The organism is Streptomyces sp. NPDC059080 (genome assembly GCF_042739975.1).
GTDB lineage: Bacteria > Actinomycetota > Actinomycetes > Streptomycetales > Streptomycetaceae > Streptomyces > Streptomyces benahoarensis.
Genome location: NZ_JBHYGX010000005.1, coordinates 92,952 through 115,054, shown reverse-complemented (window position 1 = coordinate 115,054; position 22,103 = coordinate 92,952). Strand labels below are relative to the sequence as shown.

Below are 22,103 nucleotides of genomic sequence, written 5' to 3'. Positions count from 1 at the left end.
CCCGGCCGGCGCGGCCCCCCCCCGCCCGCCGGGGCGGCGCCCCCGCGGGGCCCACCCCGGCGGGCGCGGCTAAACCCCCCCCCCCCCCCCACCACACGGCATACGGATTCACTCCGGGCCTCGGCGTGACGGCGGGCCACGCCCCGGAGGCAGGCCCCGCCACTGCCCTCCCGACTACGACGGCACCCGCCCGGCCCGGGGTTCCGCCACGGCCCCACCGGGACCGGCGGACGAGCGGCAGGCCCGACCAGCCCGGCGGGCCACCGCTCACGCCCCTCTCACCAGGCGACGGGCAGGGCCAGCGGATAGCGCCAGATGGAGTTCTTGTTCCACTGCACCTCTTCGGCGGGCACCGCCAGCTTCAGCCCCGGGAAGCGCTTCATGAGCGTGCCGAGCGCCACCTCCAGTTCGGTGGCGGCGAGCGGGGCGCCGAGGCAGTGGTGACCGCCCCAGCCGAAGGTCATGTGGGATGGCCCGGCGCGCTCCAGGTCCAGCTCGTCCGGCCGGTCGAACTTCCGGCCGTCCCGATTGGCCGTCAGGTACGACACGTGCACGATGTCGCCCTCACGGATCTGGACCCCGCTCAGCTCCACGTCCTCGGTGGCGACACGGGGGATGCCGACACCCTTGCGGAAGGGGATGAACCGCAGCAGCTCCTCCAGCGCCTGCGGGAACTTCTCCGGGTTGTCCCGGAGCATGGCCATCTCGTCGGGCCGGGTCAGGAGGGCGTAGGAGATGTTCCCGAGCTGGTACGTGGTGGTGTCCTGGCCCGTGATGAGCAGGACCATCGCCATCACGGTCAGTTCCCGGTCGTTGAGCAGTTCGTCCCCGTCACGGGCGGTGGCCAGCACGCTGATCAGGTCGTCGCCCGGGTCCGCCCGCCGCTGTGCGGTCAGCGACGCGAAATAGGCCCGCAGGTCGGCCTTGGAGCGGATGGCCGCTTCCTTGTTGTCGATTTTGGTGTTCATCATGGTCCGGGCGTGCTTGCGCAGCTGCGCGCGGTCCCCCTCGGGGATGTCGAGGACCTCGCAGATCGTGGTCAGCGGCAGCGGCGCCGCGAGATGCTCGAAGAGGTCGGCGGGCGTGCCGTGCGCCTCCATCCGGTCCAGCAACTCGTCCACGACGTGCTGCGTACGGACCCTCATCCGCTCCATGTGTCGCGGTGCGAACCCCTTCGAGATCAGGCTGCGCAAGCGGCTGCTGCCCGGCGGGTCCATCACGTTGATGGCCTCGTCCTGGACGATGGGCTCCGGCGTCATCCTCGGGAAGTCCCGGCCGACCACCGCTCTGCGGCTGAAACGCCGGTCGGTGGTGACGGTACGCACGTCGTCGTAGCCGGTGACCAGCCACGCCTCCCCCTCGCCGTACGGCAGCCGGATACGGGAGACGGGCCCTTCGTTCTGCATCTCTCGGAGCTGCGGGTCGAATTCGAGGGCCTCGGCATAGTCGAAGGGGCAGTTCCGCGTGGGGGGCACGGGGTCCATACGAAGCTCCAGGTACGGGATCGGACGGATGAGGCGGGCACCGAAGGGGACGGACGCGCCCCTCGCGAGGCCGGCCGCGTGGCGTCGTGTGCCCGTCGGGCGGTTCCACGGGGTCCGGCCCGCGGCCACGGGGCACGGAAGGGGGTACGAAGCGGCGCGCCACCGACCGACGACAACGCCGCACCTGGGCGCACCGCACCTCGCGTACCGGACCCCGTGGACCGGTTCCGGCGTGGACGACACGACCTAGGTACCCGATCACCTGTCGGCACACGCACCACATCCGGGCGATTGACCCAATTACCTCATATGCCACACACTCTCCGATCAATGGCGCATCCGCCTCCACCGCCCGGGCCCCCGGGCCCCCGGGCCCCTGGAGGCCGCGCGCCACAGGGCCCCCGAGGGGGACGGCCCCCTCAACCGGCCGGGACCGTCCCCTCCGGGACCTCCACATTGGCGGCGTCCACCGCGCAGCGCAGGGTCCGGGCGAGCACGACGGCGTCCTCCACGGCCCAGAAATGGGCGAAGAACAGCCGGGGCGACTCGTCCAGGTGATGGTTGTGCAGCTCGACGAGCCTGATCCCGCCACGCCGCAGCACCTCCAGTACGTTCTGGACCTCGTTGGCGGTCATGGCGAAGTCACCGGCGAGCGCCGCCCGGCCACCGCCCACCGGCTGGAAGAGGAACGCACACGTCGACCCGAGACCGGTGGGCAGCACCAGCGAACCGCTGGTCACCGTCTCCCGGCGGACGAAGACGCACGTGAAGATCCCGTCCTCCACGGTCCCCTGGGTGCCCAGCGCCGCCTCGATCCCTGCGGTGTCCAGATCGATGGGGGACGACGGACCCGGTGGCGCCGGGGGCGGAGTACCGGTCCGGTCCAACCCGGCGCGCAGCCCGCGGGCGAGCGCCTCCGCGTCCCGGCCGTGCCCGTGCACATGGGCCCACCAGATGTCCGGGTGCTGCGCGAGCAGATGCTTGTGGAGCGCGGTCAGCGCGATCCCGTGCCCCTGCCACGCATCGATCACCCGCTGCATCTCGTCCTCGGTGACCACCGCGTCGCCCATCGCCATCGCGCTGCCGTCGGCGTACCGGACGAACGACACATGCGTCCCGAGCGCAAGCCCCGGCTGCACGGTGACACCGTCGGAGATCACCCTCAGATCCCGACGCGGAAAGCTCGTGTGATACATCGTGCGCCGCAACATGCTGCCGCCACGGCCGAGCGCCTGCGCCACGCCGGCCCAGTCCGCCTCGGTGGTCGGCACCGGCTGAACCCTCTGGCGCCCTGGCGGTCCCATCGCCCCCACGGTCCGCGCGTACGCGGCGGCGTGCCCCGCTCCGGCGAGCACCGGCGCCGCAGCCACCGCGGCCAACAGCCGTCGCCGCGAGGTGGATGCCTGCGCATGCATGCCCGGTGAGCGGTCTCCAGTCATCGTTCCATCGCCGTTCATGACGGGATGAAATCACGACGTAGCACAGGAAAGGGGGCATTGCGCGCCGAGTGTCCCGGTTGAGCCGAGCGGCCCGCACCACACGGCGCGCACTCCGCGAGAATCGGCGCGGGATCCACCGAACAGGGGCGCCGCGTACGGGCAGGGGCGGCCGATGGCAACGGCGGTGGCGCCCGCCTCCTCGCCCGATGCCGATCGACACCGTCTCCGAGCCGGTGCCTCCGGGAGTGTGAAGGAAGCCGCTCGAAGGCACCTCCTGCCCGCGCACCCCAAAAAGGGGACTTTCCATCCAAACGATTGATCTAATCGTAAGAATTTCATTAAGGTCATGCCCCAACCCCCGTTCGTGCTCACTCAGACGGAGTGACAGCGGAGGGCCCCGCCCACCGACGCGTTGGCAGGCGGCTGAAGGACCAAGGAGTTCGCCCCTGTGGCCTCCCATCGCCGACCCAAGCAGCCCAGCCGCACGCGGATCACCGTACTGACCACCGCAGCAGCGGCTGCCGTGGCCCTGAGCGCGCAAGCCGCCAACGCCGCACCGAGCCAGAAACTCAGCAAGGGCGAGGTCAAGGCGGAGGTCGACAAGCTCTACGACCAGGCGGAGCAGGCCACCGAGAAGTACAACGGGGCCAAAGAGGAGCAGCAGAAGCTGCAGAAGAGCATCTCCTCGATCCAGGACGGCGTCGCCCGCTGCCAGCAGGAACTGAACACGCTGCGCAACGGCCTGGGTTCGCTGGCCAGCGCGCAGTACCGCTCCGGAGGCATCGACGCCTCGGTCCAGCTCTTCCTGTCCTCCGCCCCGGACAACTTCCTGGACAAGGCCGCCACGCTTCACCAGTTGAGCGGACAGCAGGTCGCCGCCTTGAAGAAGATCCAGGACAAGCAGCGGGAAATCGCCCAGGCGCGCGCCAAGGCCACCGAGAGACTCAAGGACCTCGCCACCACCCGTACCGAGCTGGGCAAGAAAAAGCAGGAAATCCAGGGCAAGCTCGCCGAGGCGCAGAAACTCCTCAACACCCTGACCGCCAAGGAGAAGTCGGCCCTCGTCGACGAACAGAAGCAGGCCAGCGACTCCGCCACCGAACATGTGCAGCTCGGCAACGACACGTCCGCCTCCGGCCGGGCCGCCGCCGCGTTCGCCGCCGCCCAGGGCCAGATCGGCAAGCCGTACTTCCGCGGTGCCACCGGCCTCGCCTCCTACGACTGCTCGGGCCTGACCTCCTGGGCCTATGCGCAGGCCGATGTCCACATACCGCGCACCTCCGAGGAACAGGCGGGCATCGGGACCCGCCTCACGCGGAGCCAACTCCAGGTCGGTGACCTGGTCTTCTTCTTCAACGACCTGCACCACGTCGGCCTCTACGCGGGCAACGGCCAGATCCTCCACGCCCCTCGCACCGGCACAGTCGTGCGGTACGAGTCGATGGACACCATCGGCGGACCGTTCATGTTCGGCGTCCGCGTCTGACCCGCACCCGCACCCGCACTCAGGTGAGCCGCCCGCGCCGAAGGCGTCCGGCACCGCGTCGCAAGGCCGCCCCGCTCGCGATCACGGGCAGAAGGGGTGGGTGAGCACGTATTCCGCCCAGACCGTCTTGCCCGGACCGCCGGGGCGCGGGTGCCAGTCCCAGCGGGTGGCCAGGCGCGAGACGAGCAGCAGGCCCCGGCCGGTCTCCCGGTCCCCCGGTTCGCGGACGGCCCCCGGGCGGGGCGGCACCCGTTCGGTGCGGGTGTCGCCGACCTCGACGCGGACGGTCGCACGGTCCGGTGCTCCCGTCGCCAGACACAGCCGCAGCTGGAAGTCCCGGCCCGGCACCCGGCCGTGCCGCACGGCGTTCGCGCTCAGCTCCCCGGCGATCAGCACGATCGTGTCGTGCGGGCCCGTGCCGTACGGAACGCCCCACTCGTCCAGGCGGACCGCGACCAGCCGACGTGCGAGGCGGGCGCCTCTGGGGGTGCCGGTGAAGCGCATCGCGAAGACACGCGGGTCCGGGTCAGCCGCAGCACTCAAGTGCGGCACGGTACGGGCGGGTTGGCCGGGGCCGACGGTCCCGTCGAGGTTGCTCGTCATGCCGCCTACGGTCCGTTCGGTGGCCCGGCGTGACCAGTGGCGACGCACGGACGCGACCCGGTTGTACGCGCGGTACCGGAACGCGTACGAGGCACACAGCGTCACCCCACTGACGGCCCGGCGTTGGGCAGGTGAGCGGGCAGGAGCAGGCGGGCCGGGGAGGCAGAGGTGTGATGGCGGAACACACGCGGACGGAGAACGGAACCGCTCCGGCGGGCGGCGAGGCGGCGGTCGCGCTCGGGGGCGGCTGGGAGAACGACGACGGCAGCGCCGCCCGCGCCGCGGACAAGTCCGCGCAGGGCGTGGTCACCGCGTTCGGCCAGAGCATGAAGACGCTACGGCTACGGGCCGGAATGGAGCGCGAGGAGTTCGGGCGGAAGATCGGCTACTCGGCGTCCACGGTCGCCTCGTTCGAGCAGGGGCGGCGGATTCCGTCACCGCGGACGATCGACCGGGCGGACGACGTACTGGAGGCAGGCGGCCTGCTGAAGGTATGGAAGGAACAGGTGGAGCGGGCGCAGTATCCGGTGTTCTTTCAGGGGATGGCGGCACTGGAGAAGCAGGCAATCGAGCTCCTGATGTACGACACGCTGGTGGTCAACGGCCTGCTCCAGACCGAGGAGTACATGCGGGCGCTGCTTGCCATGCGGCGGCCTCCCCTTGATCTGGAAACGCTGGAACAGCGAGTGACCGCGCGACTGGCCCGGCAGGAGATCTTCGCCCGACGCCCCGTTCCCTTGCTGAGTTTCGTGATGGACGAGTCGGTGTTGCGACACCGATATGGCGGACCAGATGTACTGCGCGGGCAGTTGGAGCACCTTCTCCTGATCGGCCATCAGCTCAACGTCGAACTCCAGGTCATGCCGACCGACTGTGAGGACAACGCGGGCGTCAACGGGGCGTTCACAGTCGTCACGCGCAAGGACGGCAAGAAGTTCGCGTACGTCGAAGCGCAGAGCACCAGCACACTGGAGACCGACCCCGAGCAGACGGTTCTCGCCGCCGCACGCTATGGGATTATCCGTTCACAGGCTCTCACGCCGCGGGAGTCACTGAAGTTCATCGAAGGGTTGCTGGGATCGCTATGAACACCGCTGAGTCCTCCCCCGCCGCATCCGGCCTCGCCTGGTTCAAGAGCAGCTACAGCGGAACCGAAGGCGGCCAGTGCGTAGAGGTCGCGGCTGGTACGGGAACGGTGCGCATCCGGGACTCCAAGGCCGCGGCCGGGCCCGTCATCACGGTCTCGCGTGAGGCGTGGACGGGCTTCGTCGGACTGGCCGCGTCGGAGCGGAGCGCCTGAGAGACGCCGAGGGTCCGGTCCGCGGCCACGCAGAGGTACGACGGCAGGGGGCCGCTCCGGAAGCGGTCACGCCGTCGGGAGTGAGGTCAGTCGGCTCGCACGACCGCGCGCAGGAATGCCTCGGCGAAGAGTTCACAGCTCTCGTCCACGGTGGGGAGGTCGGGGCCCAGCGTGGGTTCGAGGACGGGCCGCAGGAGAATGCGGGTGACGATCGGGCCGAGCAGGAGCTGGGCCAGAGTCGGGAGCGGCAGCTGCTGTACCCGGCCCGCCTCCACGTGTGGCAGCAGCAGCCGGGAGAGGCTGTCGAACAGGCGCGGCACGTAGGCCCGCATCGCCCGTGCGGCAGGCCCGTCGGGCCGGCTGAAGAGGTCCGCGAAGATCGCCGGGAGCACCTGCGGCTCGCGGTCGAACGCCGCGACCACGGCCCGGTAGAGCCCCCGCACGGTGTCCTCCAGGCGCTCCGGTGGGTCGGCGGCCAGCGCCTCCAGGTCGGGCAACGGGCCGTGGAGTTCGTAGACGGCGCCGAGCAGTCCGTCACGCCCGTCGAAGACCGTGTGCAGGCTGGGAAGCGAGCACCCGGCCCGCTCCGCGACGGCGTCCAGGGTCACCGCGCCGAGGCCGCGCTCGGCGACGAGTTGCGCCGCCGCCTCGATCGCACGCTCGCGGACCGGCCGTCGGCCGCCGGGGTCGACGCCCGCCCGCCGGACCGCCTCGTCCAGCGCTCCCCGGGAGCCGCCCAGCCGGCGCAGCAGCGTGCTGCGGGAGACGCCGGCCTCCGCCGCGATCGCCGTCAGCGGGACGTCCGCGACGTCCCGGCCTCGCTCCCTGGCCGCCGCCAGGACCACTGCCACCAGATCCGACAGCTGTTCGTGTCCCTTTTCCTGCACATTCTGCTCCCGCATGTGAAACATCGTACTACTTGACATCTGAGACCGTTCCAAAGACTCTATTTATGGGAGTTCCATCCGGAGCGAGGGGAGAGCATCATGAGCGTCGTCATCTCCGGGGGCGGACCAGCCGGCATGATGCTGGGCCTGCTGCTGGCGCGGGCCGGAATCGAGGTGACCGTACTGGAGAAGCACGACGACTTCCTGCGTGACTTCCGCGGCGACACCGTCCACGCCTCCACCGTGCGGCTCATGGATGAGCTGGGCCTGGGCCGGAAGCTCGCCGCGCTGCCGCAGAGCAGGCTGGGCAACATGGAGCTGCCCGCGCCGGACGGCGGCCAGGTGCGGCTGACCGACTTCGAGAGTCTGCCCGCGCCGTACAACTACATCGCGATGATCCCGCAGTGGGACCTGCTCAACCTGCTCGCCCAAGAGGCCCTGCGGGAGCCGACGTTCACCCTGCGGATGAACACCGCGGCGACCGGGCCGATCCGGGAGGGCGGCAAGGTCGTCGGCGTCCGCTACCGCACCCGGGACGGCGAGGAGGGTGAGATCCGCGCCGACCTCACCGTCGCGGCCGACGGCCGCAACTCCGTGCTGCGCCGGGACGCCGGTCTCGTACCCCAGGAGTTCCCGGTCCCGTTCGACACCTGGTGGCTCCGGCTGCCCAGGCACGTCGAGGAGCAGACCCAGGAGCCCAGGCTGGTCCCGGCGTTCCGGGCCGGCGAGTTCGCGCTGAGCCTCACCAGGAACGACTACTTCCAGATCGCTTACTTCACCGCGAAGGGATCCGACGCCCGTCTGCGCGACGAAGGTATCGAACGCTTCCGGGCACGGATCGCCGGTCTGATGCCGCAGTACGCGGACCGGGTCGACCGGCTGCCGAGCATGGATGACGTCCACCTGCTCGATGTCCGGCTCAACCGGCTTCAGCGCTGGTACGCCGACGCTCTGCTGTTCATCGGCGACGCCGCCCATGCGATGTCCCCGGCGGGCGGCGTGGGGATCAACCTCGCCATCCAGGATGCGGTCGCGGCGGCCACGCTGCTTGCCGAACCGCTGCGCAGGGGCCGGCTGACCACCGCCGACCTGGCGAAGGTCCAGCGGCGGCGGTGGCGACCCACGGTGATCATGCAGCGGGTGCAGCTGATGCTGCACGACGGCCTCTTCGCCCCGGTCCTCACCGGCAGCCGGGTCGGCCCACCCGCCTCGGTGGTCCTGGCCGCCCGGCACGTCCCCTGGTCCCGCCAACTCCCGTCCCGTCTGATCGCCTGGGGACCGCGACCGGAGCACGCCCCGGCCTTCGCCCGCCGTTGAGCCGCCTGTGAGGCCGAGTGCAGGCACAGCCCGGTCCGGTCGGCCGAGATCCCTCCATCGGCGTCCCGCACGGGCGCACCAGGGCCGGCAGCAGTCGAGTGGTCCGAACGAAACCGCTCAGGGCCGGGGCCTTTCGTTCGGATGACCGTGGGATACCGTTCGGATGCAGCTGCTCGGTCCACCCGAGCTGCGTCAACGGCCGGACACAGGGGGCGCTTCGAGGGGAATCACATGCTGGAGGTACTGGGACTGGGGCCGGCTGAGGAGGCCGTCTACAGTGCGCTCCTGGCCCGCCCCACAGCCTCTGCGCAGGATCTCGCGCGGCAGACCGGGCTGGAGCCGGCCGAGAGCACCCGCATCCTGCTCGGCCTGGCGGCACGTGGCCTGGTCGCGCTCGCCACCGAGGCCGACAGCGGGGCACCTGACATGGCCGGCTGCGAGGCCGGCCGCCGGCCCGACCGCTACCGGCTCACACCTCCCTCGGTGGCCCTGGCCCCGCTCCTCGTCGAGCAACGCAACGCGTTGCACCGGGCCGAGGCCGCGTATTCGATGCTGACCGAGCAGTACCGCAGTACGGCGGCACATGCTGCGGGCAGCGTCGTGGAGGTGGTCGTCGGCGTGGAGCAGGTCGCGCACCGGTTCCACCAACTGCAGCAGGGTGCCCAGCAGGAGTTGCTTGTCCTTCTCAAAGGCGCCCCCATCGCGGTGCCTCGCGAGGACGCCGACCCGTCGGAGAGTTCCGCATTGGGTCGCGGCGTCGACTTCCGCGTCGTGGCTGCCAAGGACTACCTGGACGACCTCGATGTGGCGAGGGACCTGCGGGCAGCCATCTCGGCGGGCCTCCAGCTTCGCGTGGTCGACTCGTTGCCGCTGAAGATGGTCGTGTCGGACCGGGATCGTGCCATGGTGCCACTGGACGTGGCGGACTCCGACGGCGAGCCGAGCGCCATCGTGGTGCACCGTAGCGGGTTGCTGACGGCTCTGGTTCATCTCTTCGAGAGGGAATGGGTGCACGCCCGACCGCTGTACACGACGGCCACGGGTGTGCGCATCGAGGCGGAAGCCGATCCGCAGCCGACGGAGGGCGAACTGGAGGTCCTCTCCCTGCTCTTGGCCGGGATCTCCGACCGCCGCGCCGCCTCTCAACTCGGCCTCTCCATACGCACCGTGGAGCGGCGGACACGCCGTCTGATGGACCTCGCAGGAGCGGACTCGCGCCTCCAACTCGGATGGCACGCGGCACGCGCGGGCTGGCTCTGACTCCCCTCTGCGGGACGTCCACCGGCCCGACGGCTCGCGGGACCGGAGACCGGGCAGACATCGCCCTGGAAGGACACGCACCACCCTCTCGCCCCCGTGGGGCCGACACGCCGCCGCATGTGACCGCGTGACGGGTAACCGACATGCGGCAAACCCGCCACGCGTGGCGCCCCTGTGACATCCGCGTGTCTGCCAGGCTGCGGCGTCAGCACAGCCGGTTCACGGGATCAGATGGGGAGATTCATGCGTTCCATAACGCGCGTAGCCTGGGGAGCGGCGAGCGCTGCCGCCCTGGCTGTCACCGCGGTGACACCTTCCGGGGCAGCGGATGCGCCGCCCCACGGTACCTCGGAGAAACACCCCCTCGTCGGCAGCGAGGCCGCACCGAAGGGCGGCAAGCGGGCCACCGTCACGCTCGTCACCGGCGACAAGGTGATGGTGATCACGGACGCCTCGGGTCGCAGCTCGGCGGCCGTGCTGCCCCACAAGGACGGCACACAGCCGATGTTCCAGACCCGGCAGATGGGTAAGGACCTCTACGTCTACCCCGAGTCCGCCTCCGGGGCGATCGCCAAGGGCAAGGTCGACGAACAGCTGTTCAACGTCACGGGCCTCATCCGCCAGGGCTACGACGACGCACACACCGACTCGCTGCCACTCATCGCCACCTACAACGAGCGGGTGAACGTCGCCGACGCCGCACCGGCGGCCCCTCGCGGTTCCGAGCGTGGCCTGAGCCTGCCCGCAGTGGACGGCGTCGCGCTGAAGGCGGGCAAGGACACGGCTGTCGACTTCTGGCAGGACATCAGCAACCCCCACTCACGTTCTGCCTCCGCGCTGAAGAAACTGTGGCTGGACGGCAAGGTCAAGGCCACGCTTGACCGGTCCACCGCCCAGGTGCACGCGCCGGAGGCATGGGCGGCCGGCTACGACGGCAAGGGCACCAAGGTCGCCGTGCTGGACACGGGCGTCGACGCCGAGCACCCGGACCTGGTGAACCGGGTCGCCGCGACCAAGAACTTCACGGACGCCGCGAACACGGACGACCGGGTGGGCCACGGCACCCACACCGCCTCCACGGCCGGCGGGTCCGGAGCGGCCAGCGACGGCCGCAAGAAGGGTGTCGCGCCCGGGACTTCCCTGCTCATCGGCAAGGTCCTCAATGACGAGGGCTACGGCCTGGACTCCTGGATCATCGCGGGTATGCAGTGGGCCGTGGACCAGAAGGCCGACGTCGCCTCCATGAGCCTGGGCAACCCCACAGTGGGCGACTGCACCGACCCGGTGGCCCAAGCCACGGCGCAGCTCTCGCAGAACACGCACACGCTGTTCGTCGTCGCTGCCGGCAACGCGGGGCCGAAGAGCGAGACCGTCTCTTCCCCCGGCTGCGTGCCGAGCGTACTGACAGTCGGCGCCGTCGACCGCGACGACACCACCGCGTCCTTCTCCAGCCGCGGTCCCGTGGCCGTCACCCACACCCTCAAGCCCGAGATCTCCGCCCCCGGCGTCGACATCTCGGCGGCAAGCGCGGGCGGTCGCGGCGTCTACGCCTACCGGACGATGTCCGGCACCTCCATGGCCACCCCGCACGTCGCGGGCGCCGCCGCGGTCGTCCGCCAGGCCCACCCGGACTGGACCGCGCAGCAGATCAAGGCCGCCCTGGTGTCGTCCGCCCGCACCGGCGGCAAGGTCGCCGGCGCCGACCAGACCGGCGGCGGAGTCCTCGACGTGTTCGGCGCGGTGAACCAAAAGGTGCTCTCCGCGCCCGCCGTCCAGGCCGGCAGCTACAACTGGCCGCAGGACACGTCGGACCGCACCACCGTTGAGATGCCCTTCACCAACACCGGCGACAGCGACATCACCCTGAACCTGAAGGTCAGCGGTGTGCACGGCAACGACGGCAGCGATGTCCGCTCCAGTGTGATCAGGCTGGAGGACGGCAAGGTGAGAGTCCCCGCGGGGGCCACCGTCCAGGTGCCGCTTCGGATCGACCCCACCGCCCACCTCAAGGACGCCCAGTACGGTGCGGTAACCGGCCGGATCATGGCCACCGGCGGTGGAGTGCACGTCTCCGTGCCCGTCACCCTCTACGTCCAGCCGGAGACGGCCACGCTCCGGGTCAAGGTCATCGACCGCGACGGCAAGCCCGCGACGGGCCTCTCCTCCCTGGACCTCGTCAGCCTCGACACCAACACGGGTGAGCGCCGCAGCAACTCGGGGGCGGCCGACCAGACGTACCGCGTTCGCCCGGGCGACTACGCCCTCAGCACCTTCGTGGCGTCGTATGACGCGGACAACGCAGTCGAGTCGGTCAGCTACCTGGCCAAGCCGCAGCTGAGGATCACCGGTGACACCACCGTCCTCCTCGACGCCCGCAAGGCCCACCAGCTGAGCCTGCACACCGACCGTCCCTCGACGGTGAACAACACCACGTTCAGCTACGCCCGCACGTGGGACGACACCTGGCAGCTCTCGGGATCGGTCACGGCCGACAAGTCCGTCCACAAGTTCTACGCAGACGTCGACGGACGGGCGAAGGACGGCACCTTCGAGTTCCGGCCCACCTGGCGTGCGGCCGGCTCCGAGGACGGCTCGCCGTACGTCTACAACCTGTCGTTCCCGACCCCTGGCCCTCTCAGCTCCGACCAGGTCTACAAGCCGAAGGACTCCCGGCTGGCCCAGGTCCGCGAGACATGGAAGGCCATGGGCAAGGAAGGCGACTACATCGACGCCATGTTCCTCCGGCCCTCCGGGAGCGGCGGCTCCCACATCCCCGTCAGCCCGTACGGCGAGGTTCATGCGCCCACCACCCGGACCGCCTACTACACCACCGGCGAGGACGCCTGGCTCCACGGCGCGATGACCAGCTTCCCGTTCGCCGCGTTCATGAGTGACCAGCCGCGCACCTACCGGGCCGGGCAGCGGAGCAGCGAGGAGTGGTACGGCGGTCCGATGAGCCCGGTCGCCCCTCGGGACGACGAGGGCAGGCCGGTGCTGGCCGCCGAGCGGCAGGGCGACATGATCGGCATCCAGACGGCGCTCTGGGCCGACGGATCCGACGCGCACTGGTCCTTCGGCGGGTCGTTCGGCGACCTCGGCAAACTGGCTCTGAAGCGCAACGGTGAACAGATCGCCACCAGCGCCTGGCCCTACGACGCGTTCAAGGTGCCGGACGAGGACTCCGCGTACGAACTCACGCAGAGTCTGCAGAAGATCCCGTCCTCGGACAAGAACTGGCTGCGCTCCATGGCCGTCGCCACCACGTGGAGCTTCCGCTCCCACCGGGAGCCCGACGTCTCCTCGCGCGGGCTGCCGATCCTCTTCCCGAGGTACGAGCTGCCGGTGGACGCCATGAACACCCTGCCGGCCAAGAGCGGCATCAAGGTCGGCCTGTCGGTCGAGGGCCATGCCGGATACACCCCGGGCGCGATCACGGCCGCCTCGCTGTCCTACTCCTACGACGACGGCGACACCTGGAACCAGGCGCCGACCGAGCAGCGGAACGGCAAGTGGACGGCCGTCCTCGACCACACCGGCGCCGCCGGCAAGCAGGTCATGACCAAGGCCACCTTCACCGACGACAAGGGCAACGCGGTCACCCAGACCATCACCCGCGCCTACGACGTCCGGTAACCACACTCACCCCCACACAGTCCGGCCGGACGGTCTCCCGCAAGGGGTTGCCGTCCGGCCGGCCTCACACCCTCGGTTGCGCCGAAGTGGCACGCGAACGGCCTCAAGTGGCGGTAACCCCCTGAATCACCCGGATGGACGCACTTCAGCGCGGTACGGCCAGCCTCCCTCCGGCATTTCCAGCAGATTGGATGATCGAGACCGCCCGTCCGTCGCGACAGGCGGCATTCGCACCGTCCGATCACACCGCCACCGGGGGGATGCTCGCATGTTCCGTTCGTTGCGTGCGGCGCCGGTCCCTGTGGGGAGCCGCGCGGACCGGGACGACAGCAACACGATCCGCACGCCCCCCACGCGTGCTGTCGTCCTGGTGACGGTCGCGGCGACGGTGGTGACGATCGTCCTGGGCGCGGTGACCGGGACCGCCGTGCTCCTGTTGGGGCTGCTGGTGTTCCTCCCCGCCTTCGCCGCCGCGCTGTGCGCCCCACGCCAGACGGCGCTGGTCTCCGCTTGGGTGAGCGTCGTCGTCATCGTGCCCGTGGCCCTGTCCGGGGAGCATCTCGGCGACCGGGTGACCCTGGCCCTGTTCGCCCTCGGCTTCGGCGCGCTGGCCGTCTACGGATCCTGGCTGCGCATCACACGCGAGGGGGCGCTGGTACGTCTGCGGTCGACCGCTGCCGCGATGCAGCGGCAGATCCTGCGCCCGCTGCCGCTGCTCACCGACGACGTTCTCGTGGACGGCGTGTACGAGCCGGTGCAGCAGGACAAACTCGTCGGCGGCGACATCTACGACGTCGCGGCCACCCCGTGGGGTACCCGGGTACTGATCGGCGACGTCCAGGGCAAGGGACTCGCCGCCATCGGCATGGCCATCGACGTGGTGGGGGCCTTCCGTGAAGCCGCTCACCGCGAACCGACGGTGACCGCGCTCGTGGACTCGCTCGAAGCGGCGGTGGTCCGCCACAACGGCTACGCGGAACAGCGCGGCGAGCCGGAACGATTTGTCACCGCCGTCGTCCTGGCGGTGGGCACCAGCTCCGAGGCACAGCTCGTCACGTGCGGCCACATCCCGCCCTACCTGTTGCACGACGGGGCAGTGACCGCCGTGGGCGCCGGGACGGAGCATGCACCGCTCGGCCTGGCAGACCTCGTCGACGAGCCGCGCACGGTGTCCTGGTTCCCGTTCCCCGCCGGGGCGACGTTGCTGCTGTGCACAGACGGTCTCACGGAGGCCCGCTCCCCCACGGGCACCTTCTATCCGCTTGAGGCACACCTTGCCGGCCGCGTCGACATCACCGAGGGCCGGCTCGCCTCTTCACTAGTCGACGATGTCCACGCCTTCACCAAGGGCGCGCAGCAGGACGACCTTGCGGTGCTCGCCGTGCGCCGCTCGCCGCACCGGATCGGCGCAGGGCCCCAGCCGCAGGTCGATCACCGTACGACCGCGCAACGGCTTGGTCCCGGAGAGCAGTTCCTGCATGACGCTCACCGCGGACCCGCAGAGGATCACCCGAGGCCCGGGTCCTGAACCAGTGCCGGTGCCACACTGACGCTCGTCGTCAAGCTGCTGAAGCAGCCTGGAATCTCGGGCGAGTGCTGGAGGAGATGCGGCAGTTCATCGACGACCAGCAGTGGGGTCCGCGAACGAGCCGTGACATCAAGGGCGTTGGACAGCACCTCACGCCAGTCGGCCAACCGCAACGTTCCGGGGCGCAAACCCGCATGGGCCGCGATAGCGTCGCTGAACCGTTGAATCGCCGGTAGCCGCCCCTCCTCCCGCACCGCGGTGTGTTCAAACACTCTGGGTAACTGCACCCGCTGGGGTTTCGTTCAGCGGTTTCGAGGCCACCTTCGCGGCCCCACGACACTCACCACCGGTCGGCCACACCGGCAGATCACGAGCGTCATACGAGCGTCAGGAATCGCGAGAACTGAGCTTCCTCATACCGCCCCACCCGTCACTCCAGCACAACACCGCAGGTGAAGCGACAGCAGCGGCCTCGACCTGTTGGATCCCCCGAAACAGGTCGAGACCTCCCTGCGCCACTACAAAACCGCAGGTCAGGCACCCTTCCCCGCCTTCTCCAGGATCGCCACGCACTCCACGTGATGCGTCATCGAAAAGATGTCGGCCTGGGCGTGGCTCATAAAACCCCAGGTCAGAGGCGGTTTTCTGGCCCTCCCCCCTTCACGAAGGCGCCACGAGCGTCAAATGAGCGTCACGGCCCAGAAATCATCCGCCTGGGGCGGAGCAGCTGCGGTCGCGCACGGCTCCCCCTCTGCCCGTCGACGTGGACGCGCCAATCGACCGCACAGGAAGTACGAGGAGGAGCCCAACGCGGTCACCTTGCCCTCGGCCCACCCGCCAAGAGCTGGTATTCCTACTCGTACAGCGACCGAGCGCGAAGGGCGTCGGAGTCCTGGCTGGGCTTCTCCTGCAAGATCTCGAACACCTCGCTGCGGAAGCCGAACGCCAGGACCTGGAACAGGTACTCCTCGAAGTCGAGCGGCGACGCCGGTGCTTCTTCTGGGGCCTGCGCCTGCACCTGCTCTGCACACCCGGCGGCCTGCCCATCGCCTGGGCGCCGGCCAACCCCAAACTCGACGAACGTGAAGTCCTCGCCGACGTGCTCACCTCGGACACCGACCTGCTGTTCGCCCACCCCGGGCAGACCATCATCGGCGAAAAGGGCTACGTCTCCAAACGCCTCGACGTCTTCATGACCGGCCACGGCCTGACCCTGCTCAGGCCGAGCTACCGCAACAACAAGCCCCGGCCGGGCGAGCAGTCCCTCAGGCCCATCCGCCAGCTGATCGAGTCGGTCAACGACACCCTCAAAGGGCAACTCGACCCCGAACGCCACGGCGCCAGGACCCCAGCCGGAGTCCTGGCCCGCGCCGGCCAACGAATCCTTGCCCTCACCGCCGCGATCTGGCACAACCGAGCCACCGGACAACCGATCACACGACCCCTGATCGCCTACGACCACTGACCACCACTTCGGACTTAGAGGTCGCGCGGATAGGCGCGGTTGGGGACACCGGCAACAGAACGGGCACAGGTCCGGGTGATCATGGAGTTGCGACGCTCTGTGATCGCTGAGGAGGTCTGTGCTCGCGCTTCCGTCATGGCTAACCGAACCGCTCTGGGACCAATTCGCGGCACTGCTGCCCGAGCAGCCGGAGTACCACCCAGACCATCCGCTTGGCTGCCACCGCCGACGTATCAGCGACCGGATCGTCTTCGACAAGATTCTGCAATTGCTGCGCTTCGGCTGTTCTTACGAGGCGATCGCCGACACAACCTGCTCGGCCACCACGATCCGAAGCCGCCGCGACGAGTGGATACGACAGGGCGTCTCCGCCCGGCTCAAGCAGATCGCGCTCGACTCCTACGACCGGATCGTCGGTCTCGTCCTCGACCAGATCGCCGCCGACCATGACCACACGCCTATCCGCGCAACCTCTTAGCCGACCGTCAAGGCGCCGACCTTGAAGCTGTCGCCGCAGACGCTGAAGTAGCCGCCCTGCGAGCCGTCCGCCTTCAGCACGTTCACCGTGGTGTCCGGCTGCTTCGGCAGCCCGACCTTGACGGTGGACGCGCCCATCGGGCAGGTGTCGCGGGCGGTGCCCTCGGTGTTCAGGTTGTTGTAGCCGATGTCCGCCGTCGCCGAGCCGCCCGCCGGGATGTCGACCGCGTCCGAGCCCTCCTCGGAGTTGTCCGCGGAGATCGGGCCAGCCTTGTTCTCGTCGTCGGTTGCGGTCACCGTCGTGGGACCGACGACCGTACAGGTGGCACCGGAGGTGTTGGTGAGCTTGAGGGTGCCGTTGGCCGCCTGCTGCTCGGTGGCCTGATGATCGCTCATGAGGAACTTGATCGAGACCGTCTGGAGGGTGCAGGCCGCAGTGGCACCGCCGCCCGCGCCCTTGGACGAGCTGCCGCCGCCGCTCGTGCTCGAGTTGGTCCCGGACGACGCCTTGGGCGAAGCCGCGGTCGAGTCCGTCGCCGCGGTCGAGTCCGACGCCGAGGCCGAGTCCGACGCGGGGGCGGACGAGCCGGCAGCGGCGTCGGCCTCGTCGCCGCTGTTGCAGCCGGTGAGCACGAGCGCGGAAAGTGCGGCGAGAGCGCCGACGGCTGCTATGCGGGTACGAGCACGAGTTCGCATGAACTTCCTTCTTCTCCGTCAAAACCTGAGAGCCAACTGAAGAAGACAGGATGATCTACGAAACCGTACTGGCTGCATATGCCAGGTAAATAATCACCAAGTCCACACCATCTCAGCCCAAGATCGTTGCCAATACCCGCGTGGCCCGCTCCACTTCCGCGAACCCCAGGTAGAGCGGCGTGAATCCGAACCGCAGCACGCCAGGCGCACTGAAGTCGCCGACGACACCCTCCGCGATCAGGTCAGCCATGATGGAAGCGCGGGCACAGACCTCCTCGGTGATCACAGAGCGTCGCAACTCCATGATCACCCGGACCTGTGCCCGTTCTGTTGCCGGTGTCCCCAACCGCGCCTATCCGCGCGACCTCTTACTCGTCCAACCCTTCCCTGCCACTTGAAGGGCACGGACCGTTTACACGGCCGGGGTGAGTTCGGCGCGGCCGAACAGCAGCGCGTAGCCGGTGGGGAGCTGGTGGAGGATGCGGGTGATCAGGTCGGGGCCGGCATGGGCGGTGACGGCCGCGAAGACGGAGCCGGTGTCCCAGCGGGTGGTGGCCAGGGATGCGCCGGAGCGGGCGGCGAGGTCCTTGACGAAGGCCCAGCCGGTCAGCGGCTGGGTGTCGGGGATCTGCGCGGTCAGGGCACGTGCGGCCTCCAGGGGCAGGCAGGCGGCCAGGTCGACGCGTTCGTCGCCGGTCAGCTGGCGTCCCAGCCCCGAAAGGACCAGGCGGACGGCTTCCTCGGCTCTCTGGCGGGTGGGGTAGGCGCCTTCGTAGCGGACCTTCTCCAGCATCTGCTCATACGCCGTCGAGTACGGCTGCTGATGCTCAAGCGGTACGCGCACGTCGGTGATCACTGCGGTGGATGCCTTTCGTCAAGCCAGGGTCGGGTGGGTGCCGGTGTGCGGCACCGGTGGTCAAGTCGATTGGGGGCGGCCGAAGAGGAGGTCGTAGCCGACGGGGAGCTGGAGCAGGATCTGCCCCAGTAGGTCGTCGCCAGCTGTGTCGGCGACCGTGGACAGTACGGCGCCGACGTCCCAGGTCGCGGTCTGCTCGGTGGCGCCCTCGATCCAGGCCGCGGTCGCCCGCACGAACCGCTCCGGCGACAGTGGTTCGGCGCTCTGGAGCGGGTTGAGGAGGATCAGGGCGAATTCCTCCGGCAGGCGTGCCGCCAGCCGGGCGCGGACTTCGCCGACCAGGTGCGCGCCGAGCAGGGCGAGCACCACACGGGCCGCGCGCTCGGCTTCCTCCACAGTGCCGTACTCGCCGCATTCCTTGACGTGGTCGAGAAACGCTTCGCGTCGCAGTGTCATCTCGGCCGCCACCCCTTCTTGTTCTTCAATCTCCCCACGGGGGTGCGGAGGACGGGGTGAGGGGGAGATCAGATGCCCGTCCTCCGCACCGATCTGGCCGGTGTCAGCCGGAGATCTCCTTGGTGCCGGATCCGACGCCGATGGAGATCTTGCGGGGCTTGGCGCGCTCGGCGATCGGGATGCGCAGGGTGAGCACGCCCGCGTCGTAATCGGCCTGGATGTGCTCGGTGTCGAGGGTGTCGGCGAGCACGATCTGGCGGGAGAAGACGCCCAGCGGCCGCTCGGACAGCTCCATCTGCACGTCGTCGGCCTTCGCCACCGGCCGGCGCTCGGCCTTGACGGTGAGCATGTTCCGTTCGACGTCGATGTCGATCGCGTCCGCGGTGACGCCGGGAAGGTCGAAGGCCACCACGTACTCGTCGCCCTCGCGGTAGGCGTCCATCGGCATCGCCGATGGCTTCGACCAGGTCCCCGGGCCCAGCAGCTGCTGCGTCAGCCGGTCCAGCTCACGGAAGGGGTCAGTGCGCATCAACATCGTGAAAACACCTCCAGCAGGTTCAGGCAGTTACTGCCAATGCGCCTCACTGACACCCTTGTAACATGTCATCCAATGGATGACAAACATGATGTCGTCAGCTCGATGACAATCTCAGGGAGGTGTCCGTGACCCCGGCCGACCAGCCGCCCACGACCGGCACCGACGCCCACAGTCCGGCGTCGTTCCTCGCCGCCGCGGCGGCCCTCAACGCCGTAGACGACGCCTTGCGCGAAGCCCAGCAGGAGGCCCCGAACGCCTCCGATGCCGGACCGGGCCCGGAGCAAGCCCTGGCCTCACTGATGCTGTTGCGGCAGGTCCGCGAGCAGCTCGCCGGATGGGAGACCGGCCTGATCGAAACCGCCCGCAACGCGGGCGCCAGCTGGGCCGACCTCGCCCCGCCCCTCGGCGTCGCCAGCCGCCAGGCCGCCGAGCGGCGCTATCTGCGCGGCCGCCCCGGCCCCGCCGGGACTACCGGCGAACAGCGTGTGACGGCCACCCGCCAGGCCCGTGCCGCCGACCGCACCACCGCCGCCCGGGCCCGTCGCAATGCCGCCGACCTGCGACGTCTCGCCGGACAGATCACCGCGCTCACCGACCTACCTGCCGCGGCCCGCCGCCCGCTCAGCGAACTCCACGCGGCCCTCGCCCACGACGACCCCTCCGACCTCATCGCCCCGCTGACCGCCACCCGCCCCCACCTTGCCGCCGCGCACCCCGACCTCGCCGCCCGGCTCGACACCCTCACAGCCCCGTAGCACGAATCAACGCCAGCCGCCCGCCGGCGACGCCGGGCCCGTGGTCTTCAGATTGCCGACCCGGCCGCACCGGCCGCCGCCGACCGTGCGGATTCCGCCTCGGGCGGAGTGCGGGGGCTCGACAGCGCGGCCACTGCGGCGGCGAGGCCGAGGTGGGAGTTCATCTCCAGCTCGAACCGGCCGCAGGGGGTTCGGCAGATCGAGCAGAGCCGTGCAAAGTTCGTCACCGGAAAGGACGGAGCTGGCGGCGGGCCGCCGGCCGTGTATCGAAAGCGCGGACGGGCCGGGCCGGGTGATGCCCCGATCCGACCCGTCCGCTCTCTGCTAGAGGTCGAGCTGATGCTGGTGTGTCGTGTGCGTGGGTGTGTAGCCGAGACCGTCGTTGATCTGTCTCATGTGCGTGTTGCTGTCGGCGGTGTCGGTCAGGAGGCCACCGAGGTCCGGATAGTCCCTACGGGCCTGTCGGATCGACTCGGCCTTCATCCACCGGCCGAGGCCGTGTCCACGGTGCTCGGGCAGCACACCGGTGCCGTAGTGCTGGCCGTCACCTGCGCCGTTGCCGGGGATGACGAGTTCGGTGAACCCGGCGATCGAGCCGTTGGAGGTGTCGATGGCGACGACGGTGTACAGGTGGTCGCCGCGCTGTTCGACGGCCTTTGCCGCGGCCCGCACGCGGTCCACGTCCCAGGTCACGATGCCGTAGTCGGCGTCGTCCATGGGCATGTCGTCCATGGCGCGGCGTGAGGCGGCGAACGTCTGGGCGAGGTCGTCGGGGACGGTTCCCTGCCATGACATCAGCCGGTAGCCGGAATACGGACGCTCGATGATCTCGGTGAGGACGGCGGTGTCCACGTCGGCCAGCGGCAAGCGGGTGTACCTCAGGGCAAGGACCTTCCGGAAACCGCCCGCTGCCAGGAAGTGGTCACCGGGCGATCCAGCTTCTGCCTGCGCGACGACGCAGCGTCGGGCGTTGTCCCGGGCGGTGGCCACGGCGCTGTCGAGGAGCCGGGAGCCGACGCCCTTGCGGCGCTCCGCGGGATGAACACGGAGGTCGAGCTCGGCCAGGTGCTCTTGTCCGCCATCGAACAGGCGCAGAAAGGCCGTCCCGACAGGGATGGAATCCGCGTCCGACGCCAGCCAGGCAAGACGCCGGCCGTGCGGCCCGTGAGCAGGGTCGGTCAGTGGGGTGATGCGAAAGGACAAGGTGTCTCCGTCGTGTGGAGGTGGCAAAGGTCAGTACGCGAGCTCAACTCCTGGGCACTCCTGCGCATGTGCTCCACACCTCCTCGTCGACGGCGCCGGCCTGCACCGATGCAGGCGGCTGGGTGAACCTAGCTGGCCGATCGGCTCCTGGGCAACGGGTTAACGAAAAGGCCGTGCGCGTGTGTGGTCACAGTCACTCGTTGATGGCCGCGACGAGGACGGTCGCCTCATAACGGACCGCGAGCTTGCCGTATCTCGTGGCGACAGCCCGGTTTCTCTTGAGTCGGTTGATCCCGCACTCGACCGCACGGCGCTCGCGGTAGTCAACCGGGTCAAAGCGCGGCGGCCGGCCGCCGCGAGAGCCCAGCTTCTGACGGTTGCGCGCCTGGTCGGCCTTGTCCGGGATGGTGCAGCGGAGGGCCAGCGATATCGGGGCGCACCACCATGACAGCCACGCCCGCTCGCCGTCTCGGTACGTCCCGGACGCAGACGCGACGTACCAGCCACGGTCACCCCAGAAACGGGCTCTTCCAAGATTTTCGTGTGCGGCCAGAACGCGAAGGAGTTGCCCATGCGCAGGCAGATGATCTGAAGCGATGCTGCTCGGGCGATGGAGGTTGGCCCTCCGGTGCCGCCCTGCGGAGGGAGGCTTCAAACCGCCTCAAGCTGCGTTGGTTGATGACCGTCGTGGTTAGCGTTGGGGAAAAGGCGCCCAAGAGG

Annotated in this window: 21 protein-coding genes and 2 pseudogenes; 10 read left to right on the top strand and 13 right to left on the bottom strand. The window is 69.6% G+C overall.

What is annotated here, in order from left to right:
• Positions 1–278 precede the first annotated feature (278 nt).
• Both ACFWWQ_RS05565 and ACFWWQ_RS05560 read right to left on the bottom strand, forming a co-directional pair.
• Positions 279–1,484, bottom strand: a complete 1,206-nt coding sequence (locus ACFWWQ_RS05565; protein WP_384590550.1) for a cytochrome P450 — start codon at positions 1,482–1,484, stop codon at positions 279–281.
• A 419-nt stretch (positions 1,485–1,903) separates the two neighbouring features.
• Positions 1,904–2,923 (bottom strand): DUF1259 domain-containing protein, encoded by a 1,020-nt coding sequence (locus tag ACFWWQ_RS05560; RefSeq protein ID WP_384590547.1) that lies wholly within the window; start codon positions 2,921–2,923, stop codon positions 1,904–1,906.
• A 448-nt stretch (positions 2,924–3,371) separates the two neighbouring features.
• Between ACFWWQ_RS05560 and ACFWWQ_RS05555 the strand changes: the two genes are divergently transcribed.
• A complete protein-coding gene (locus ACFWWQ_RS05555) occupies positions 3,372–4,409 on the top strand; it encodes an NlpC/P60 family protein (protein WP_384590544.1) in 1,038 nt (345 codons plus the stop codon).
• A gap of 81 nt (positions 4,410–4,490) precedes the next feature.
• Here the strand turns inward: ACFWWQ_RS05555 and ACFWWQ_RS05550 are convergent, their stop codons facing one another.
• Complete coding sequence (locus ACFWWQ_RS05550; protein ID WP_384590541.1) at positions 4,491–5,012, bottom strand: ATP-binding protein; 522 nt, start codon at positions 5,010–5,012, stop codon at positions 4,491–4,493.
• A gap of 173 nt (positions 5,013–5,185) precedes the next feature.
• On the opposite strand from ACFWWQ_RS05550, the gene ACFWWQ_RS05545 reads away from it, so the two are divergent.
• Together ACFWWQ_RS05545 and ACFWWQ_RS05540 are read left to right on the top strand one after the other, a co-directional pair.
• Positions 5,186–6,100: a Scr1 family TA system antitoxin-like transcriptional regulator gene (locus tag ACFWWQ_RS05545; RefSeq protein WP_384590538.1), complete on the top strand. Its 915-nt coding sequence runs from the start codon at positions 5,186–5,188 to the stop codon at positions 6,098–6,100.
• Positions 6,097–6,312, top strand: coding sequence for a DUF397 domain-containing protein (locus tag ACFWWQ_RS05540; protein WP_384590535.1), 216 nt, complete (start codon positions 6,097–6,099; stop codon positions 6,310–6,312). Before ACFWWQ_RS05545 ends, ACFWWQ_RS05540 begins: the two co-directional genes overlap by 4 nt.
• 86 nt (positions 6,313–6,398) lie before the next feature.
• Here the strand turns inward: ACFWWQ_RS05540 and ACFWWQ_RS05535 are convergent, their stop codons facing one another.
• The gene (locus ACFWWQ_RS05535) at positions 6,399–7,214 is read right to left on the bottom strand and encodes a TetR/AcrR family transcriptional regulator (protein ID WP_384590532.1); all 816 of its coding nucleotides are present in this window, start codon (positions 7,212–7,214) and stop codon (positions 6,399–6,401) included.
• 84 nt (positions 7,215–7,298) lie between these two features.
• On the opposite strand from ACFWWQ_RS05535, the gene ACFWWQ_RS05530 reads away from it, so the two are divergent.
• From ACFWWQ_RS05530 to ACFWWQ_RS05515, 4 genes are all read left to right on the top strand, one after another.
• Complete coding sequence (locus ACFWWQ_RS05530; protein ID WP_384590529.1) at positions 7,299–8,516, top strand: FAD-dependent oxidoreductase; 1,218 nt, start codon at positions 7,299–7,301, stop codon at positions 8,514–8,516.
• Between the two features lie 231 nt (positions 8,517–8,747).
• Positions 8,748–9,776: a helix-turn-helix domain-containing protein gene (locus tag ACFWWQ_RS05525; RefSeq protein ID WP_384590526.1), complete on the top strand. Its 1,029-nt coding sequence runs from the start codon at positions 8,748–8,750 to the stop codon at positions 9,774–9,776.
• A 243-nt stretch (positions 9,777–10,019) separates the two neighbouring features.
• On the top strand, positions 10,020–13,409 hold the full coding sequence (locus ACFWWQ_RS05520; RefSeq protein ID WP_384590523.1) for a S8 family serine peptidase: 3,390 nt from the start codon (positions 10,020–10,022) through the stop codon (positions 13,407–13,409).
• A gap of 268 nt (positions 13,410–13,677) precedes the next feature.
• Complete coding sequence (locus ACFWWQ_RS05515; RefSeq protein WP_384590520.1) at positions 13,678–14,937, top strand: PP2C family serine/threonine-protein phosphatase; 1,260 nt, start codon at positions 13,678–13,680, stop codon at positions 14,935–14,937.
• Here ACFWWQ_RS05515 and ACFWWQ_RS05510 read toward each other — a convergent pair.
• Positions 14,824–15,197 (bottom strand): annotated as a pseudogene (locus ACFWWQ_RS05510) (ATP-binding protein); the annotation flags it as partial. The gene ACFWWQ_RS05515 and the pseudogene ACFWWQ_RS05510 overlap by 114 nt on opposite strands.
• A gap of 593 nt (positions 15,198–15,790) precedes the next feature.
• A complete protein-coding gene (locus tag ACFWWQ_RS05505) occupies positions 15,791–16,072 on the bottom strand; it encodes a hypothetical protein (RefSeq protein ID WP_384590517.1) in 282 nt (93 codons plus the stop codon).
• On the opposite strand from ACFWWQ_RS05505, the gene ACFWWQ_RS05500 reads away from it, so the two are divergent.
• Positions 16,037–16,402: a hypothetical protein gene (locus tag ACFWWQ_RS05500; protein WP_384590515.1), complete on the top strand. Its 366-nt coding sequence runs from the start codon at positions 16,037–16,039 to the stop codon at positions 16,400–16,402. The genes ACFWWQ_RS05505 and ACFWWQ_RS05500 overlap by 36 nt on opposite strands.
• A gap of 118 nt (positions 16,403–16,520) precedes the next feature.
• A pseudogene (locus ACFWWQ_RS05495) lies at positions 16,521–16,847 on the top strand (transposase); the annotation flags it as partial.
• A gap of 29 nt (positions 16,848–16,876) precedes the next feature.
• Here ACFWWQ_RS05495 and ACFWWQ_RS05490 read toward each other — a convergent pair.
• From ACFWWQ_RS05490 to ACFWWQ_RS05470, 5 genes are all read right to left on the bottom strand, one after another.
• Positions 16,877–17,575, bottom strand: a complete 699-nt coding sequence (locus tag ACFWWQ_RS05490; protein WP_384590512.1) for a DUF4232 domain-containing protein — start codon at positions 17,573–17,575, stop codon at positions 16,877–16,879.
• A gap of 112 nt (positions 17,576–17,687) precedes the next feature.
• On the bottom strand, positions 17,688–17,861 hold the full coding sequence (locus ACFWWQ_RS05485) for a hypothetical protein (RefSeq protein WP_384590509.1): 174 nt from the start codon (positions 17,859–17,861) through the stop codon (positions 17,688–17,690).
• 126 nt (positions 17,862–17,987) lie between these two features.
• Entirely contained in the window at positions 17,988–18,431 is a 444-nt protein-coding gene (locus ACFWWQ_RS05480; RefSeq protein ID WP_384590506.1) for a DUF2267 domain-containing protein, read from the bottom strand.
• A gap of 60 nt (positions 18,432–18,491) precedes the next feature.
• Positions 18,492–18,887: a DUF2267 domain-containing protein gene (locus ACFWWQ_RS05475; protein WP_384590503.1), complete on the bottom strand. Its 396-nt coding sequence runs from the start codon at positions 18,885–18,887 to the stop codon at positions 18,492–18,494.
• Between the two features lie 103 nt (positions 18,888–18,990).
• Positions 18,991–19,422: an Hsp20/alpha crystallin family protein gene (locus ACFWWQ_RS05470; RefSeq protein WP_384590500.1), complete on the bottom strand. Its 432-nt coding sequence runs from the start codon at positions 19,420–19,422 to the stop codon at positions 18,991–18,993.
• Positions 19,423–19,550: 128 nt separating this feature from the next.
• On the opposite strand from ACFWWQ_RS05470, the gene ACFWWQ_RS05465 reads away from it, so the two are divergent.
• Positions 19,551–20,180 (top strand): type III effector protein, encoded by a 630-nt coding sequence (locus ACFWWQ_RS05465; protein WP_384590497.1) that lies wholly within the window; start codon positions 19,551–19,553, stop codon positions 20,178–20,180.
• 47 nt (positions 20,181–20,227) lie between these two features.
• Here ACFWWQ_RS05465 and ACFWWQ_RS05460 read toward each other — a convergent pair whose 3' ends face one another.
• Positions 20,228–20,407 carry a hypothetical protein gene (locus ACFWWQ_RS05460; protein WP_384590494.1) on the bottom strand — a complete coding sequence of 60 codons (180 nt, stop codon included), beginning with the start codon at positions 20,405–20,407 and terminating at the stop codon, positions 20,228–20,230.
• Positions 20,408–20,504: 97 nt separating this feature from the next.
• Positions 20,505–21,383, bottom strand: coding sequence for a GNAT family N-acetyltransferase (locus ACFWWQ_RS05455; protein WP_384590491.1), 879 nt, complete (start codon positions 21,381–21,383; stop codon positions 20,505–20,507).
• Between the last annotated feature and the right edge of the window lie 720 nt (positions 21,384–22,103).